Raw genomic sequence first — 18,418 nt, 5'->3', positions numbered from 1 at the left:
GAGTTACTTGACCAGCATCACTTTGCGCGTGTCCTGGCGGCCCTGGCTCTCAAGGCGCAGCAGGTAGAGGCCCGAGGCCAGCCCACTGCCATCCAGCATCAGCGTGTGCTCGCCGGCGGGCAGCGGGCCATTGTGCAACACACGCAGCAACTGGCCCTGCAGATTGTACAGCTCAAGCCGCGCCGCGCCGGAGAGCGGCATTCTGAAGGCCACCCGGGTACTGGGATTGAAGGGGTTGGGCCAGGCGCCCGTGATGCCGAAGGTTTCGGGGCCTTCGCGTGCGGGATCGACGGCGGTGGCCGCGTACTCGATGCGCAGATCGTCAATCAGCAGGATGCTGCTCTGGGTTGGGTCGTTGTCGCCATCCAGAGAAGCCCTGAAGCGAAGTTCCACACAGCCCCAGATGCAGCCTCCCAGATCCACCTCGGTGAATTGCCAGCCGTTGGACTGCCCGGTCCAGCTGTCCCGTTCCGACCACTCACCCCCGTCCTCCCGCACATCAAGGCAGAGTCGATCGTCACCGGTCTCGAGATTGTGCAGACGCCAGAACCGCAGCACTCCACTGCCTGCGTCGCACATTCCAAGGTCCAGACACTGCACGAAGGTCAGCGCGGCATCCGCGTCCAGGGGCAACTGCCCCGGCACTCCGTAAGACAGGCTGGCCTCTCCCCCGTGATGGATCTGGGCATTGGTCGTCCAGGCTCCTTCGGCGAACCAGAGCGGCAGGGCGGGGTCTTCGAATCCGTCCTCGATCGCCGCCCCGAAGGTGGCTTCGACCACCGGGGTATCGGCGGTATTGGCCAGGGAGCCCGCATCGGTGGCCACCAGCTTGTATTCATGGACACCGAATCCGTCGAAGATTTCGACTTCTGTCCGCCAGAGCCCGTCTTCCGCGGGCTCGAGGAACACGTCCGCCTGCCACTCGCCCCCACTGGGACGGCTGAAGAGCTGGACGGTGGCCACTCCCAGATTGTCCTGGGCCAGTGCCTCAAGCTGCCAGGTGGCACGTTCGAAGACCGTGTTCACCGGATACCTGCGCCAGGCCACCGTGGGCAGCTCGCGGTCTTCGCCCAGCGAGAAGGAGTACCACTCACCTTCGAAGGGTGGAGCGCTGCTGTGATACCCGTCGGGGCCGCTGGCCTGCAGGCGATAGTAGACGGTACCTTCGGCGCCCGGGCCGGGGATGGTCGCGTTCCATTCGCCGGGAAGTTCGCCCGGGCTCATGGCCACCGTCACCGCATCGTCCTGGTTGAAGCGCCATTCCAGCGTGACGCTCTCGGGAACCACCGGGGCATTCAACCGGGCCACCACGTCAAAGCTCTCCTGAGCGACGTTCTCCGTGTCCGGCAGGGGAGTGTGCACGAAGTCGCCGGTCCCGGTGAAGCCCATGTACTCCAGATCATCGATGAACCAACCCGCCTCGGTGACGAAGGTATCGGTGATCAGACTGAAGCGCAGGGCCACCTGATCCCCCGCGCCCACCAGGAGGCTCAGGTCGATGCCGACCTGCTCCCAGCCCACGCTGCCCGTGAAACAGGGAGTGCCGGGGCGCGCGCTGTTGTCGGGGGTGCTGAAATCATACCCGCCCGCGGGTGTCACGACCTGCCAGGGGCCGCTGTTTATCGACACTTCCACGGTGCCGCCATCCCAGCCCGCTTCGATCGAGCGCCAGTGCATGAAGCGCAGGCCCACGGGGCCATTGCCCGACACGGTGCGCGTGGGAAAGACCAGCCCGGCATCCAGATTGTCGGTGTACGCCCCGGTGAGATTGGTGCCCCAGAGGCGTTGCCCGCTGAAAGCCTGGCTGGGCCCGTTGTCGGGCACTCCCCATTGCCAGGGGGTGTCGGGTTGGCCCTCGCCATCGTCGGCCTCGAAATCCACCAGCTGGAGGCTGGCCGGTCCGAAGTAGAGGCGATACAGGGTCTCGGGCGCACCGGTGGGACAGCTCAACGGCACATTCGCTCCGTTCAGGGCTTCGGCCCAGTACTCGACCCAGGTGCCCGCCGGTTGTGCGGGCAGACTGACCTGCCACTGGCTCTGGTTCAGGGGAGTGGCCTGCAGATCCGCGAAGGGGCCATCGGGGGCGATCCGCCAGTGCAGGATCAGTTGCTCCACGGAGATCCACTCGGGGGTATCGATGGTGTACAGCAGCCCGTGATCCAGCTCGGGCGGGGTGGTCAGCACGGGATCTTCGAGAGTGAACTGGGTCACGGTCCAGGCCAGCACGCTGCCGATGCCGTGCTCGTTGAAGGCCTGGTCGATCTCGTCGAAATGGGGGCAGAGGTCACTCAGGTCGCCGTTGTCATCGTCGGCCACCAGCAGTTCCAGGAAGTACTCGAAGAAGGCCCGGCCGGTCTCGGAGTCGTCGGGCCGGCCCCAGCGCGCGTAGTGATACAGCGGGCGCACCGTGTCCAGCGGCAGCAGCAGGCGCAGATCGTACATGGCTCCGCCAATGATCATGCCGTCGGCGTGCACCTCGCCCGAGATGTTCCAGGGATAGCTGTTGGTGTTGTTCAGATTGCGGATGTTCCAGCCCGGTGAGACATAGCTCTCGTCCTGGATGTAGATCGCGTTGACGTCGGCCAGCCCCTCGTGCATCGCGCCGTTCTCCATGCCCCACTGGGCGCCCGCCTGGCGGTACTGGCGATCGTTGATGCCGTGTCCGTATTCATGGTAGACCACACCGGCCACCCGCGCCGTGTTGGGGCAGTTGTTGCCCGCCATGAAGAAGTTGATGGAACTGCCGTCCCAGAAGGCGTTGCAGGTCTGACCGATGTTGATGTTGACAGGCAGCGGTTCATCCAGCCCGTCGAAGATCTGGTCCATGTCCTTGATGAAGTCGTGCGTGACACCCGTATGTATGTAGGCATCGCGCTCGGTGATCTGGCCCTGGTTCAGCACCATGGTGGCCCCATTGACCGACTGGTTCAGGCTCCACTGGGTGTCGGCCGCGTCCTGGCGGTTGACGTCGGCATACAGACCGCGATACTGGCCGGTCACCGTCCAGGGCCCCGTGCCCGGTACATCCACGCTGTAGTCGCCGTTCTCATCGGTGGTGGTGGACACACCATTGACACTCAGCTCGGCCCAGGCCAATGGCCAGTTTTCCAGTGCATCACCGGGAGCCTGGGGTTCCACCGCGCAGAGCAGTTGGCCGTTGACGGTCAGGTGACGGATCAGTGAGTGCGCCCGCAGGATCTCGCCCGTGTGCTCGGAGATCCAGACCCGGTCGCGCTGCAGCCCGTCCTCGCTGGCCAGTTCGTAGACCCGGGCCGGTTCCGCCGCGCGAAAACGACCATCCGGATCCTCCATCGGCACCAGCCAGCTGCCCTCATCGGCCAGGCTCAGCAGCACCGGTTGGGAGGAGGCGGCGCGCAGGCGTGCTTCCAGCTCCTGTGAGCCGAAGTGTGCGGGCCGAAGTTCAAGCGCGCTCCAGGCATCGCTGCCCAGCAGCATCAGGTTGCCCGCGGCGGACACGCGAAAGGTGACCTCGCTGCCCACCACGGGCAGACCGTGGAGCTGCTGATGATAGTGGGCGTACCACACCTGGCCGTGCAGCGAAATGGATTCGGTGACCAGTTCGGCAGGCGTCACCGCCAGCAGCTCGTGGTTCTGGCCCACGAAGGTGCGCAGGCTCTGGTCCAGTTGTTCGGCGGATGTCGGAGGGCCGCCGGGCAGGGCCAGCTTGCCGCCGATCACCCGGTGGGGGGCTGCCTTGTGGCGGTCCCAGTCCATGATCCGGAAACCGGGATTGCTGGCCAGAAACTGCTGCCAGACCGGGCCGGCCTGCGGTTGGCGATTGAGATCCATGCGCCAGCTTGCCTGGGGCAGGTCGCGCCAGGGGACCAGAGCGTCGCCCGAGGCGGAGGTCAGCAGGGGCAGGCCCATGGTCAACAGCAGCGCAGCGGGACTCAGGAAGGAACGGATGGCGGTCATGGGGCCTCGTATGTGTTCGGGACCACCGGCGGCGGTCCATGGACGTCGTTGGGAATCATTCGGGATCAAGCGCTTCGCGACAGACGATGAGAAGCAATAAACATGCCCGCGCACTGCCCTGCAAGCCGGCCAATGCCCATGCGGGGAGAAATGGCTCCGGCACTGGCATGGCAAGGGGACGCGGAGAACGCCGACAGCCCGCCGGCGTCTCGTGGAACGCGCGGCGGGCTGTTGGAACAGACAGCTGTCAGGAAATCGCGCCGCTCAGTGCACGGTCTTCTCGATGTTTCCCAGCACGCGTCGCAACTGATCCAGCTGGAAGGGCTTGCTGAGGCGGTTCTCGAACCCGAAAGCCGCATGCTGGGCCATCACCGGGTCATCGGAATAGCCGCTCATCACCACCATGCGCTGCTCGGGCCAGCGGCTGCTGATGATGCGCGCGGCCTCGCGTCCCCCCATGCCGCCCGGCACGGTCAGATCCATGAAGATCAGGTCGTAGTCGTTCCCCATGCGTTTCACGGCTTCCAGCTTCTCGATCAGGCTGGCCCCGTCGGGCACCGTGTCGGCTTCGCAGCCCAGCACCTGCAGCAGGTCCTTCATCAGACCACGAATGGTGGCTTCGTCGTCCATGACCAGCACGCGGGCCAGATTGCCGCTGGGCGTGGACGCGCCCGAACCGGCCGTCTCGGTTCCGTTGCCGGCCACGGGCAGCCAGAACTCGAAACAGGCTCCGGGACCCACGCTGGGCTCGAAGCGCAGCAGTCCCCCGTGTTTCTTGATGATCGAATAGGACGTGGCCAGGCCCAGCCCATTGCCCATTTCCTTGGTGGTGAAATAGGGGTCGAAGATCTGGGCCGCCCGCTCGCCCGGAATGCCCGGTCCCGTGTCCTGGAAGCGCACCCGGACCCACTGGCCGGGCGCAAGACCCGGGGGCAGCACGCAGTTGGGGCCGCTGAGACACGCGCTGACCCTCAGGGTGCCCTTGCCTTCCATCGCATCGATCGAGTTGCTCACCAGATTGTGCAGCACCTGGTAGAGCTGCCCTTCGTCGCCCTGGACTTCGGGCAGGGATTCGGGTAGGTCGAATTGCAGCCGTGTCTCCATGCCGCGCAGACTGAAGCGCAGGGTTTCCTTTATCAGCTCGGTCAGTTTCAGGGGATGTGTCACGGGCGCGCCCCCGCGCGAGAAGGTGAGCAGTTGCTGAGTCAGTCTGGCGGCCCGGTCGCAGGATTTCTCGGCTTCGCAGAGCACCTCGGCCAGTCGTCCGCTGCCCGAAGGCAGCAACGCCTGGGCCAGCGACACCGATCCCAGGATGCCGGTCAGCAGATTGTTGAAATCATGGGCAATGCCGCCGGCCAGAGTCCCCACGGATTCCAGCTTCTGCATCTTGAGCATTTCCGTGTCACGCCGGCGGTTCTCGGTGATGTCGGTCAGGGTGCCCACCCAACTCGATGTCTCACCATTCTCGTCCAGCACGGGCCGCACCTCGCCGATCACGCAGACTTCGCTGCCATCCTGACGGCGCAGTCGATGCTCCTCGCGAAAGGGTTCGCCGGTGGCCAGCATGCGCTTCCAGCTCTGGTCCAGTCGCTCGCGGTCTTCCTCGTGAACGTTCCGCGCGAACTGGCGAGCGGTCTGGGGCCCCAGCGACAGGCCCGTGATCCGTTCGGCCTGAGGATTGGCATAGGTCACCTGGCCGTCCAGAGAGCGGCGGAAGATGCCGACCGGTGCCATGTCGGCCACGGCACGGGCCATCGCTTCGCTCTCCACCAGCTTCTGGCGCAGGCTTTCGGCCTCGGTCACATCCTGATGGCTGCCCCAGATGCGGACCAGTCGTCCATTCTCGATCACGCCCACCGCATTGTTCTGCCACCAGCGCACACTGCCCGGACGGTTGCGGTTGCAGACCAACCGGTTGACCATCCGATGTCCGTTCTCGACGAAATGGGACAGCAGGGGCCGGATCCGTTCCGGGGATTCCAGCAGGGAACGGTAGTGACTGCCTTCCACCTGCAGGGCACTGCTGTGTCCATAGTCCTGCGCGCAGCGGTCGTTGCATTCGGCGAGCACGGCCTGGCGCAGGATGCGATCCACCTGCTCGGCCACGGGCAGGGAGGTGGGAACACCCGGAACCAGTTCCAGTCGCCAGACCGATTCGTTGCTGTTCTCGATCAGGTTGCGGTAGCGTTCCTTGCTGCGCTCCAGCTCACGCAGGGCGCGCACGCGCGAGGTGATGTCACGCACGAAGGCCAGATACCAGACCGATTCGCCGACCACCAGGCGCCGCATGCGGGTTTCCACATGGATCAGGCTGCCGTCGCCGCGGCGGTCCTCGCCTTCGATGGATACACTGCCCACGCGGGTCAGTTCTTCCCAGACCTGCTTGAAGAGTTCGCCGGCCCCGTGGGCATCCAGGATCGACGCGGGCTGGCCGATCAGCTGTTCGCGCGTGTATCCGTACAGCTCGGCAGCCCCGGGATTGACGTCCAGAATGATGCCCTGGCTGTCACTCAGCAGAATCGCCTCGGGGGCATCGTTGAACAGGGCCGAGAGAAAACTGTCCCGGCTGGCGAGATGGCGACGGATCTGAATCAGGTATTGGTCGCCGTCGGAGAGGGTCCGGTCCTCCAGACTGTCCAGCAGACCCAGCGGATCCGTGGATCCGCGCCCGCGCAGAGCCCGCAGTTCGGCCTCCAGCAAAGAAATGCGCGAGCGCAGCGAGCGTTCGAGCGTGCACTCCAGTCCTGACACATCATTCTGGTCGGCACCGGCCCGGAGCCTGTCCGAGTTGAACATGCCGGTGCCCTGGAGATTCGGTTCGGTTCCGTGTTCCTGACTGGTCTGCAAGGCACCTCCTGAATGAGCCGGGAATCGTGGTGTTCCAGCTTTGCACTCCCGGCAGGACCGAGGGGGCAAACGGCTATATCGACCCGGCGAACGAGGGATTGAACCTGAATCGCGCGGTTCCCGCCAGATTCTTCGCAGGGCGGGTCAGGCGGGGGCCTCTGGATTCCAAAGCTGGACTTTTGCGCGGCCCTCCCCGCGCTCAATCCTATCTTCGGCGACTTGCAGCAGAAAGGGACAACAATGCAGAACGTGACGGTTCTAGGTGCGGGCATGGTGGGGTCGGTGATGGCTCTGGACCTGGCCCGCGATTTCAGGGTGCGGGTGGTGGACCGTGACGACGCCGCGCTGGCCCCGCTGGCTGAGGCCGGACTGCAGACCCAGCGCGCCGACCTGTCCGATCCGGCCCGGATCGGCGCACTGGTCAAGGACAGCGATTGGGTCGTGGGTGCCGTGCCGGGATTCATGGGGCGCACCACGGTCGAGGCGGTACTGGGAGCGGGCAAGTCCATCGTGGACATCAGCTTCTTTCCCGAGGACCCGTTCGAACTGGACGCCCTCGCCCGCGAGCGGGGACGGGTGGCCATCGTGGACTGCGGGGTGGCCCCCGGCCTGAGCCACATGCTGCTGGGCCACCACTGGGACACGATGACCGTGAGCCGCTACCTCTGCCTGGTGGGCGGGCTGCCCATCGAGCGCAGGCTGCCCTGGCAGTACAAGGCACCCTTCTCGCCCATCGATGTGCTGGAAGAGTACACACGGCCCGCGCGCCTGCGCCAGAATGGCAAGCTGGTTGAAAAACCGGCGCTCTCCGATCCGGAATGGGTCGAGATTCCCGGTCTGGGCACCATGGAAGCGGTGAATACCGATGGCCTGCGCAGCCTGCTGTTCAGCCTGCCGGTGCCCGAGATGGTGGAAAAGACCCTGCGCTGGCCGGGCCACTACGACGCGATCCGCCTGCTGCGGGATGGCGGCTTTCTGGATACCACTCCACTGCCCGGCATGCCCGGAGGTCCAACGCCGCTGGAGCTGAGCGCACGCCTGCTGCTGCCCCAGTGGAAACTGGAACCGGGCGAGGCCGAACTCACCGTGATGCGTGTGGACGTACAGGGGCACGACGAGCGCGGCCCCCTGCTGCACCGTTGGGACCTGGACCACCGCACCACGGCCGCGGGGGTGTCCTCCATGGCCCGTACGACCGGTTACACCTGCACGGCCACCCTGCGAGCCCTGGCCGAAGGCCTGTACGACGTGCCCGGAATCTCCCCTCCGGAGACCGTGGCCCGCAATGCCCGCGCCTTCGAGCGCATTCTGGCCCTGCTGGCCGAACGGGATGTCACCCTGCATCACACGGAGATCCGCGGGTGACCCTGCCCCTGGCCGACAGCCTGCTCGGATCTGAGCTGGAGTCCCTGGGCCGGATCCTCAACCCGGTGGCCCGGGGCGAGGAGCGTCTGCGCGAAGGCGAGAACCGCTGGGTGGCGATTCTCTTCATGGACCTCAAGGGTTTCACCGAACTGGGTGAACGCCTGCACTCCGAGGACGTGCAGCAGATCCTGGACCGTGTGCTGACCGTGTTCACCAACTCCATCGAGAAGTACTCGGGCTACATCGACAAATACGAAGGCGACCTGATCATGGCGCTCTTCGGCAGCCGCAATGCCAGCGAGCAGGACACCGAGCGCGCGCTGCTGGCCGGGCTGAAGATGCTGCGGGACCTGCCGGAGGTCAACCGCCTGCTGGGCACCTCGCTCAGCATCCGGATCGGAGTGAACACGGGACTGGTCACCACCGGACGCGTGGGCAAGAAGCGCGAAGGGGATTTCACCGTCTACGGCGATGCGGTGAACGTGGCCTCGCGCATGGAAAGCCACGCCCCGCTGAACAGCATTCTGATTCCCGAGGAGACCCGGGCACTGGTCGCCAACCGGTTCCGCTTCACCGACCGGGGCGAGCTGCAGGTCAAGGGCAAGGCGCAGCCGCTGCACGTCTGGACCGTGGATCACGCGCTCGAGAGCACGCCCCTGCCCCTGGGCAGCGAGAGCGAGCAGGACTTCATCGGGCGGGAACCACAACTGCAGGCACTGGCCATGGCCTGGGATGAGGCCTGCGCCGGGCACGCCAATGGCACCCTGGTGGCGCGCGAGCTGCTGGCGCCAGCCGGCCAGGGCAAGTCGCGACTGGTGCGCGAGTTCCTGGGCCGTCTCACACAGGAGTCCAGCCATCTGGTTCCCGTGCCCCTGCGGGTGGCACCGGGCACCACGGGCGGCACGGCCGGCAGCCTCTGGCGCAGCCTGCTGACGCAGCTGTTGCCACTGGGGGACGCCGACCAGGACGAGTCCTGTCGCGCGCTGCTCCGCCAGACCCTGGCCAGCATGGGGAGTGACTCGTCCGATTCCGGGGACGATGTGATGCAGCGGGCCAACCTGCTGGGTCTGTTGCTGGGACTGCCCTGGCCGAGCGGACAGCCACCCATGGATCCGGGCGGTCTGCCGGCGCGCCTGGCGATCTGCCTGCGCCACCTGCTGGAACAGCTGGCCTCCCGGTCGCCTCAACCGCTGACCCTGATCTGCGAAGATCTCGACCGGGCCGATGCCCTAAGTCACACACTGCTCGAACACCTGGCCAGCAACTGGAATCGCGACCGCGATCGCGAGCAGGCTCGCGGTGGACTGTTCCTGCTGCTGCTGCACCGGGGCGAGGGCATTGGCAATCCGGGAGCGCTGCCCGGTGTGGACAACCTGCGCCTGCCTCCGCTGAACGACGAGGAATCCCGGCGCCTGCTGCTGCACGCGCTGGATTGCCAGCGTCTGCCCGAGGGGCTGTCCGCATTGCTCTTGCCCAGAGCCCAGGGCAATCCGCTGGTGCTGCGCGAGTTGCTGGTTCTGCTTCAGGAACGTGACCTGCTGGTGCGCCGCGAAGGTGCATGGCTGCTGCGCGACGAGAGTCGCCGCCTGCCTTTGCCACACGGTCTGAACCAGTTGCTGCTCAGCCGCGTGGACCTGCTGCCCGCCAGCCTCAAGCGCGGCCTGCAATGTGCGGCCGTGCTGGGTGGCCAGTTTCCGCGGGAACTGCTGCTGGACTGCCTGGCACGGCTGGCGGACGCCACCGAGGGTCACGACCCATTGCAGGAGCTGCTGCGGGGTGGCTGGCTGCGCGAACTGGAGCACGGCGAGCTGTGTGTGGTCTCGAGCCTGGTCGAGGAAGTGTGCTACACCACCCTGTTGCGACACAATCGACGCCTGATCCATGGTCTGGCGGCTCGCGAGGCGGCGAAACGCTGGCCGGATGACCCCGCACGGACCCTGCTGATCGCACGCCACTTCGACGAGGCGGATCTGGCACCCGAGGCGGGGCACTGGCTGGCCCGCGCCTGGCGGGAAGGCGCTTGCAATACCGATCCCCGACTGAGACTGGATCTGGGGACCCGTCTGGCCCGGCGGCTGGAGGCGGCTCCCGGAATCAGCACGGAACCCGCCCTGACCAGCCTCCAGCGTGAGCTGGCCGCGCTGCAGGAAGGTCTGGGCCAGTGGGGCGAGGCCCTCGAGCGCTGCCAGCGCCTGATCGCTGGCGACCACGGCCCGCTGCCCCCGGGAGCACGCAGCGAGGTCCTTGTGCTTCAGGGACGCCTGCAGGCGCTGCAGGGCCGGCGCGAAGAGGCCGGGGCCAGCCTCGAGGAGGCACTGGTCCTGGCCGAGGCCACTGGCACGGCCAGAGAGCAGGCACTGGCCCTCAGCGAACTGGCGCGGTTGGCGCGCATCCGTGGTCATCTGCCCCGGGCGATCGCGCTCTATGAAGACGCTCTGCTGCGGCTGCCCCTGCAGGAATCGCCGGCCCAGCGCGCCGACTGCCTGATGGGCCTGGGCAGCTGCCGACGCGCGATCGGCGACAGTCCCGGCTCGCGCGAAGCCCTGGAAGCGGCCCAACGGCTGTTCAGCCAGCTGGACGACCTGCGTGGACTCTGCGGCTGCCAGCAGTCCCTGGGCGATCTGGCCCGCCTGGGTGGCGACCTGGCGGGAGCACGCCAGCACTACCAGCAGGCGCTGCAGCACAGCCGGGCCCTCGGACTGCGCGAGAAGGAAGCGGCCGTGCGCCGCAGCCTGGGCGATCTGCTGCTGCTGGACGGGCAACTGGAGAGCGCCGAGCAGGAACTGGCCGACGCGCTGGCCCTCTTCGGTGAGCTGGGCGACCTGCATGGCCGGGCCGTCGTGCTGCGCAGCCAGGGTCATCTGGCCCTGCAGCTGGGTGATGCCACACGGGCAAGCGACTGTTTCCTCAAGAGCCGCGACCTGCGCCGCGTGCTGGGAGACGCCAAGGGCGAGGCTTTCGCCCTTACCGACCTGGCCCGACTTGCCGCCAGCGAGGGTCGGCTGGAGGCGGCCGAAGCCTTCACTCAGGAAGCGCTGGAACTCTTTCGCGTCCAGGGGCAGCGTCCCGCCGTGACACAATGCCTGTGCGGTCTGGCCGAGCTGCGGCTCCAGCGGGGCGAGCGTGCCCGCGCCCGCGCTGCCTGGACCGAAGCCCTGGCACTGCTGGAGGGCCAGCCGGATTCCCGCGCGATGGCCGTGTGTGTCCTGGGTCTGGCAGAGTGCGAAGAGGGGCCGCTGCCCCCGGCCTTGAGGGAGCGACTGGAAGACGCTCTGCCTCGCCTGGTGGAGAGCAAGCTGGACTCCGCCGCGCGACGGGCCAGGGAACTGCTGGACGGCCCGCCGCGCTGAGCCCGGTGTCATGTGCCGGCGTGTCTTTCCTCTTTGCTCGCGTCCCGGGCTTCACCATGTTCCCGCCGTTCGCGATTGATCCTTTGCCCGCCCCGGGACGCATCCCGCGAGACCCTGTCAAGCGCAGGGTGTCGTCCGGGTCCACTGGAAAGTGCCCATCATGCGCAACGCCTCCTCCTTGCCGCTGCCCTGGCTGCTGATTCTCCTCTGTCTGACATCCGCACTGCGAGCCGCCCCGCCCGCTGCCCGCAGTTCCGATGCCGTGTCCGGTGGACACCCCGGGATCGACGTGGAGCCTGTCCAGAAGCCGGACGGGCGGCTGGTGGACGACTGGCTGGGCAGCGCGTTCCAGCTCGGGATCACCACTCTGGACGCACAGCATCCGGGATCGATGGGGCGCAACATCGTGGTCTCACCCACCGGAATCGTGCACGGCGTCTGGGGTCGCATCGTCTGGAACCACACGCTGCCCACGGTCGTGTTCTGGTGTCATGATCTGTCAGATGATGAGCTCGTATCGGGTCCCTGGCTCCCCGACAATGTGCCCTCGCGATTCCCATCGATGGCTCTCACCGGCCCGGGTTCAAGCACCGTGGAGCCCAATTCAATGGTACTTGCGCTGCATCACGAGAATGCCTCCCGCAGCTCGTACAATGTGGACGTCTCGGAATGCATCGGATTCTTCAGCACCGACTGGGCCGGGGATCCTGACCAGTCCTGGCCCCAGCTGGCCGTGGACAACCAGCAACGGATCCACATCCTGACCCAGGCGGGCCCGCAGGCCGCGCTGCCCAACAGCCTGTGGTACCGACAGGCCGTCACCGACATGATGGTGCCACCGGGCCCCTCCCTGCTGCTGGCGCAGGAGTGTCGCACCGTCTCGGCCATCGCGGTGGCCTCCCATCACACGGCGCGCACGGCCCTGGTCTACTTGCAGCCCACCGATTCGCTGGATATGCCCTGGGAAGGAGAGGAGGGCGAGATCGGACGTCTGCTGCACCATGATGTGTTGGCCCTGATCGCCGAGGATGGCAATCTGGCCCCGCTGGTCCATCCGGGAGCCGGGGTCAACCTGACGCACTGGGGTCCAGGCTCGAGCAGCCCCTTCGGCGACTTCGGCTGCCGGGCCTTCTGCGACCTGGACGGACTCTTTGACACCACGCCGCAGGCCAACCTCCATCTGGTCTTCTCCACCGCCGTGATGTACGACGACACCAGCCGCGTGCGAACCGCCAGCGGGGATTCGCTGAGCCGGGTCGCGTACCAGTGGCACACCGACCGGGGCCAGATCTGGCATCTGAATGTGGACAGTGGCCAGTGGAGCCATCTGGCCGGCTGGAACTCGGTGCTGCGCGATCCGCCCTCACGGCTCACCCCCCAGAGCGGGCGGATGTGCGTCGACCGGCCCCAGCTGTCACTGGACGAGAGCACCGGATGGCTGTACTGCATCTGGTCGCAGTACGACCCGGAAGACCGCAATTTTTACGGCTGGTACAACGGCGAGATCCTGGCGCGCTGTTCGGCCGACAACGGCCAGACCTGGGGGCCTGCGGTCAATCTGACCAACAGCACCAGCCCTGACTGTGACACCTGGCTTTGCGAGGCCGAGGACTGGCCCAGCGTGGCCGACCGCGTCCATGAGGGGCAGTTGCACCTGAGCTTCATCCGCGACCTGGATGCGGGTGACTCGGCACTGGGCGAAGGCGACATCACCTCGAATCCGGTGATCCATCTGCAGGTCCCGGTGGCGCTCATTCCGCCCTCGGGCACTCCCTGGAATGCGGTGGGCCGGGTGGGACTGGCCAGCGGGCTGGATGGACCGCGCTGGCCCTGCGCCGACTGGTCGGGGCCCGAGGCTCCCCTGCGCAGCGGCACCTTCTGGCAGACGGTGCCACTGCTGAACGAAGGAGTCGAGCCGGCCCAGCTGTTGCGTGTGGACCTGCTGCATCATCCGGAGGACGGAGTGGGTGATGGCGGCTCCGCGCTGCGTGCGGTGGCACTGGAGGTGCTGCAGGACGGCCACTGGCAGACCGCCCGGGACTGGGATGGCTGGATGCCCGAATGGCGCGCCACGCGCCTGCGGCTGGCCGTGTCGCACACCGGGCTGCCCGGCCACGACCAGCTGCTGCGCCTGCGCATCGCGGGGCAGCCCGATCTGCTGCATCGCATCGCCTGGCAGTCCGAAGACCAGCCCGGCTGCCCCGATGTGGACCCGCTGGACATGGATCAGGCCCAGGAGTTCGCGAGTCTCACGCTGTGGTGCCCGGGCTGCACTCCGCGGACTCCCCGCGATCTGCGGATCGCGATCGTGGCCAACCGGGTCCGGCTGCACTGGGAGGCGGTGACCCAGTTCGAGAACGGCACTCCCCTGAACGAGCCGCTGTACCTCATCCATCGCCGGGACGCGCAGGGGCAGGAGATCCTGCTGGCCCAGACCCGGGAGACTGCGCTGGACCTTCCCGGCGAGTACGGCAGCGACCGCGTGGGACTGTACCGGGTGAGCGTCCTCTCGATTCCCTGAGCGCGTGTGCCGCGCACGGCCGAGGCCTACTGGGCCGGGTTGACCGAGCCGGTGAAGATGTTCATGATCCATTCATCGCCGTCGTCGAACCGGATGCCGCCTTCGCCCGGAGTGGTGAATTCGATCACGGCGCGCCGCCGCACGTCCACAGCGTCCCGCCGGGTCCGCAGGTCCAGACTGACCTGACCGGAGACCGGCAGCAGGCGATCGCCCACGGGCACCATCCGGACATCCTCGAATTCCAGCTCCAGCTCGAACTCGTGCTCCACCCACTGGTCACGGCGCAGCAGCATGCCATCACCGCGGCGTTCGTGGCGCCCGTTGACCAGAATCCCGGGCAGGCCGGCATTGAATTCGGTCAGATGGAAGGAGTCGTGTCCGTCGCGCTGGCCCGTGAAGGTGCCGTTCCAGCCCGAGCCGTTGAAGTCGCGACGCATGTCCATCCAGCGCAGGGTGCTGTCGGCGTACTGCAGGCATTCGCTGGCCTCGTCACGCAGCCAGACACGCCATGCCTCCTCGAAACTGAAACCGGACGAATCCTCGGGCTCACTCAGGTGGTCGCGGTGGGCTCCCAGATCCCAGATGCAGGAATCGGGGTCGAAACTCTCGGTGGCCACCCGCGAGCCCTTGCCCGGTTGCTGGGGCGGCTGGGGCAACAGGTCCAGGCGCGCCACGGCATCCAGGGCTTCCAGCGCGCCACCGGTGAGCAGCGCCATGCTCTCGCCGATGATCACGGCACTTTCCAGAGCATTGACCGGACGGACCGTGATGCTGAAGAGCGCCGTGCGCGAACTGTCCTGCCCGTCCCAGGCCCGCAGCAGAAACGCGTCATCCCCGGTGAACCCGCTGTCCGGCTGCAGCACGTTGCCCACCAGCGTGCCATGGGCGGGTGCCTGCAGCAAGTGGTAGGACAGCGAATCGCCGTCGGGATCGCTGCCCAGGAAGTCCACGGTCTCAGCCGTCTGCTCGTCCAGCAGCAGTTGACGATCGGCCAGAACCGGTGCCCGATTGGCCTGGGCCGTCTCAGCGTCGTCGTTGTCGCAGGCCAGCATCAGCAGCCCGACCAGAAGGCAGCTCAGCAGGGCCAGCTGCGTGGCGATGGTAGGTCTAGACATGGTGAGTCCCGTGTTGTTGAGCTGTGGGAGTTCCTGTGGCGCCCCGCCCGGAGCCGAGGTGCCAAACCTAAGGAAAGCCGGCAGCGGGAACACGGAGAAATTCACTCGTCTCAACAAGTTTTCCGGTGCCAAGGGGCCAAAGGCGCGAAAGTGTCCTCTTCTCCCGTGAACAGCAGCGGGGAAAATGACCCGGGACAAGCCGAGAATTTCTGACAGTCCGGTCATTTTCCAGAGGTTTTCAAACGCCGTTATCAAAGCTGGAACTGTCATGCAATCCTGATAACGTGTCGCATGACGCATGCCTGCGCCCGACTCAAAGCCGAATGGCCCGAGGACCATCGGCCATGCGACACAGAACGCGACTTCCTCTCTCCAGAGGACAGATTGTGTCCTGAACAAGCGGCATCTTCAGGGCGTCCAACACCACCCCCCCAGACACGACAGCACATCAATCATACTGCTTGGACGCAAAGAATGTTCGTCCCGGCTCAACCACTTCGGGAGGAATCATGTTGATTGAACACAGGATGAGAACGGCGCTGGCGCTGCTCGTGAAGGGACTGGTCCCTGCACTGCTGCTGGCCGGTTCCGCGCAGGCGGAAAAGTACGTGCTGCTGGGTTGGAACGATCTGGGCATGCACTGCGCCAACGGGGACTTCTCTTCGTTCGTCGTGCTGCCGCCCTACAACAATGTCCGGGCGCAGCTCGTATACAGCCAGGAAGGCTCACTTCCCCAGCTGGTGACCGAGGGCGTACGCATTGATTACTCGATTCCCGGCAACACCACCTCGGTGACCAAGACCAATTTCTGGGACTATGCCCAGCAGATCTTCGACCTGCCCGCGCCCCTGCCTCCCGATGTGGGCCTGACCGGCAATGGCTTGACAGGCAGCATGGAAGCCCTGGATGGTTTCTTTGAAGTCACGGGCGTGCCCATCACGCCCTTCCAGGACGATGACCTTGTGAACGAGCAGCCCTTCCAGCTGATCCGGCTGGAAGCCCGGCGCGAGAGCGACAACTTCCTGCTGGCGATGACCGAGGTGGTGATTCCCGTTTCCAACGAAATCGGCTGTGTCTCCTCGGGCTGCCATTCCTCGGAACAGAGCATTCTGAACCATCATGATGATGAGGCAGGTTTCGATCCCAACGATACCCCGATTCTCTGCGCTCGCTGCCACTCCTCGAACGCGCTGGGCACGCCCGGCATTCCGGAAGCCCGTTCCCTGAGCTACCGCCTGCACGAGAAGCACAAGGACATTCGCCCCACGAATTCCATCGCCACCTGTTACAAGTGTCACCCGGGCAACCAGGCCCAGTGCCTGCGTGGAGTGATGGCCACAGGAATCGACGAGCCGATGATCTGCCAGAGCTGCCACGGCACGATGCGCGATGTGGCCGAAAGCATCAGTGAAGGCCGGCGTCCCTGGCTGGACGAGCCCAGCTGCGGCGCCTCCAATTGCCACGGCAGCAACTATGCCGAGCAGCCCAATACTCTCTTCAGGATGAGCACGGGCCACGGCGGCCTGTACTGCAGCGCCTGCCACGGCAGCCCGCACGCCATTCTGCCCAGCAGCGAAGAGAACGACAACCTGCAGGTGATCAGCCTCCAGGGTCATGCCGGAACCCTGGCGCAGTGCACGGTCTGTCACACGGACATCCCCATGGGCAACGGTCCCCACGGCAGCCCGGCTCCCGCCGCGGCCGTCGCCGACCTGCAGATCGTGCGTCTGGCCGGCAATCAGGCTCACCTGAGCTGGAGCCCCGTGCAGGGCGTGAGCAGCTATCTGGTGTACAGCATGCCCAGCGCAGATGCGCGTCCCGCCCAGTGGACCCTGCTGGGCGATCAGGCTGCCACCGAGTACGATGACCTCATCGGCACCCCCGACGAGGAGCGCTTCTACCGCGTGGTCTGCGTGAGCCACTGAGCGCACCGCGCTGGCAACGGATCCAGATCTGGGGGAGGGCAAAGCCCTCCCCCTTTTTTTCTGGTCGTGCTCGCCCCTGCCCTGCACGCACACCCGATCGGACAGGTCACAGGCCGGATCGTGCCACGCCCCAGCCGGGGCCGAGGGCCCGCACGGTCAGTCGCCGCGAGCACCGCCATTCATGCGGCATCGGCCGAATGACAACCGCTGGGTGACGAGATTGCCACGATCACACGTCCTGGTGGTACCCGCGGTGGGTGGCGAGGAAGGGGGCGAGGCGGGAGGCAAGGAAGCGCCCACCGAAGCACCCCCGGTAGGTGGCCCGGACACGGACATCTCCACCGAGGCGGGGATGTCCGTGTCCGGAGGATTCCGGAAGCCTAGTGGACCAGTGTCACACCAATCGCTTCGCCGGCGGCCATGACCTGATAGCTGCCGGAAGGCAGGGGGCGGCCCTGTTGATTGCGGCCGTCCCAGACCAGTTCCAGCGGACCGCCGTTGCCCACGAGGGCAATCTCGCGCACCAGGGCGCCGCGCACGTTGGTGATGCGCAGGGAAAAATCGCCCGCGGGCGCGTGTGCCAGCGCAATGCGGCAGACCGGGTTGAAGGGGTTGGGCCAGGCCTGCAGGCCCAGCTGCTCAGGACGGGCAGCGGGCGCAGCGACCGCGACCACCGGAATGCCCCAGCACTCCAGTGTGGGGCTGCCCGCGCTGGGGTAACGGTTGAAGATCAGCTGGCTGGCGGCCGTGGTTTCCATGGGACCACTCCAGGGACCGATCAGGTAGCCCGCCCCTTCGCCCGGATTGTAGGACACCGCACCGGTGGCCAGGTTCCAGACACGCCAGCCGGAGGCATAGGCAGTGCCCACCAGGCGGTTCCAGGCCGCGGCAAGCTGCTTCTGGCCCGTGCCGTACAGGTCGTCGCTGGTGGTTCGGTACAGGACACCGCTGAGCGTGCCGCTGGTCCAGGCAGGCGCATTGGCCATGGCGTTGTAGACCAGAACTTCGCTCTGCTGGCTGGTGGTGTTGACCCGGGTGAAGATGAAGGAGTTGCCCTCGCGGGCAGCCAGACTGAACCAGGCATTGCTGTCCGGGGCGGGGTCCACCACAGACCAGACCGTGGCATAGGAACCGTCGCCGTCGAGGAAGACCGTGCCCAGCCCGTCTTCCTTGATCAGTTCTTCCAGACCATCGCCATTGAGATCCGTGTACAGCCAGCCCGCTTCCATGCTTCCCTGGTCGGCCGACCAGAGCAGGCCCAGCTGGGCCGAGGCCAGCAAAGGCAGTGTGAGGGGCAGCACCAAGGCCAGCCCGCGCAGGAGACTCATTGTTCTGTTCCTTGTCTGTGACTCATGTCGG

At 66.3% G+C, this 18,418-nt stretch carries 8 protein-coding genes; 4 read left to right on the top strand and 4 right to left on the bottom strand.

Annotation, left to right across the window (positions count from 1 at the left end; translation table 11 throughout):
- Window positions 1-3 precede the first annotated feature (3 nt).
- On the bottom strand, window positions 4-3,936 hold the full coding sequence (locus tag H6678_06555) for a T9SS type A sorting domain-containing protein (GenBank protein MCB9473452.1): 3,933 nt from the start codon (window positions 3,934-3,936) through the stop codon (window positions 4-6).
- A gap of 264 nt (window positions 3,937-4,200) precedes the next feature.
- Entirely contained in the window at window positions 4,201-6,783 is a 2,583-nt protein-coding gene (locus tag H6678_06550; protein ID MCB9473451.1) for a PAS domain S-box protein, read from the bottom strand.
- Between the two features lie 240 nt (window positions 6,784-7,023).
- Between H6678_06550 and H6678_06545 the strand changes: the two genes are divergently transcribed.
- The 3 genes from H6678_06545 (at window position 7,024) to H6678_06535 (ending at window position 14,019) form a co-directional block, all read left to right on the top strand.
- On the top strand, window positions 7,024-8,148 hold the full coding sequence (locus H6678_06545) for a saccharopine dehydrogenase NADP-binding domain-containing protein (GenBank protein MCB9473450.1): 1,125 nt from the start codon (window positions 7,024-7,026) through the stop codon (window positions 8,146-8,148).
- Window positions 8,145-11,498: an AAA family ATPase gene (locus tag H6678_06540; protein ID MCB9473449.1), complete on the top strand. Its 3,354-nt coding sequence runs from the start codon at window positions 8,145-8,147 to the stop codon at window positions 11,496-11,498. Before H6678_06545 ends, H6678_06540 begins: the two co-directional genes overlap by 4 nt.
- A gap of 160 nt (window positions 11,499-11,658) precedes the next feature.
- Entirely contained in the window at window positions 11,659-14,019 is a 2,361-nt protein-coding gene (locus H6678_06535; protein MCB9473448.1) for a hypothetical protein, read from the top strand.
- Window positions 14,020-14,045: 26 nt separating this feature from the next.
- Here H6678_06535 and H6678_06530 read toward each other — a convergent pair whose 3' ends face one another.
- A complete protein-coding gene (locus H6678_06530; protein ID MCB9473447.1) occupies window positions 14,046-15,134 on the bottom strand; it encodes a hypothetical protein in 1,089 nt (362 codons plus the stop codon).
- 509 nt (window positions 15,135-15,643) lie between these two features.
- On the opposite strand from H6678_06530, the gene H6678_06525 reads away from it, so the two are divergent.
- Window positions 15,644-17,059, top strand: coding sequence for a hypothetical protein (locus H6678_06525; GenBank protein ID MCB9473446.1), 1,416 nt, complete (start codon window positions 15,644-15,646; stop codon window positions 17,057-17,059).
- A gap of 380 nt (window positions 17,060-17,439) precedes the next feature.
- On the opposite strand, the gene H6678_06520 is transcribed toward H6678_06525, so the two are convergent.
- Window positions 17,440-18,387, bottom strand: coding sequence for a hypothetical protein (locus H6678_06520; GenBank protein MCB9473445.1), 948 nt, complete (start codon window positions 18,385-18,387; stop codon window positions 17,440-17,442).
- Window positions 18,388-18,418: the final 31 nt, after the last annotated feature.

The organism is Candidatus Delongbacteria bacterium, from assembly GCA_020634015.1.
GTDB lineage: Bacteria > CAIWAD01 > CAIWAD01 > CAIWAD01 > CAIWAD01 > JACKCN01.
Note: the sequence above shows the minus strand (reverse complement) of the source record. Positions and strands in the feature narration are given on the sequence as shown.

What these genes read in the sequence shown, in the direction of transcription:
- H6678_06545 (MCB9473450.1), top strand. Translation starts at nt 7,024, where the DNA reads ATGCAGAACGTGACGGTTCTAGGTGCGGGCATGGTGGGGTCGGTGATG.
- H6678_06535 (MCB9473448.1), top strand. Translation starts at nt 11,659, where the DNA reads ATGCGCAACGCCTCCTCCTTGCCGCTGCCCTGGCTGCTGATTCTCCTC.
- H6678_06520 (MCB9473445.1), bottom strand. Translation starts at nt 18,387, where the DNA reads ATGAGTCTCCTGCGCGGGCTGGCCTTGGTGCTGCCCCTCACACTGCCT.
- H6678_06530 (MCB9473447.1), bottom strand. Translation starts at nt 15,134, where the DNA reads ATGTCTAGACCTACCATCGCCACGCAGCTGGCCCTGCTGAGCTGCCTT.
- H6678_06555 (MCB9473452.1), bottom strand. Translation starts at nt 3,936, where the DNA reads ATGACCGCCATCCGTTCCTTCCTGAGTCCCGCTGCGCTGCTGTTGACC.
- H6678_06525 (MCB9473446.1), top strand. Translation starts at nt 15,644, where the DNA reads ATGTTGATTGAACACAGGATGAGAACGGCGCTGGCGCTGCTCGTGAAG.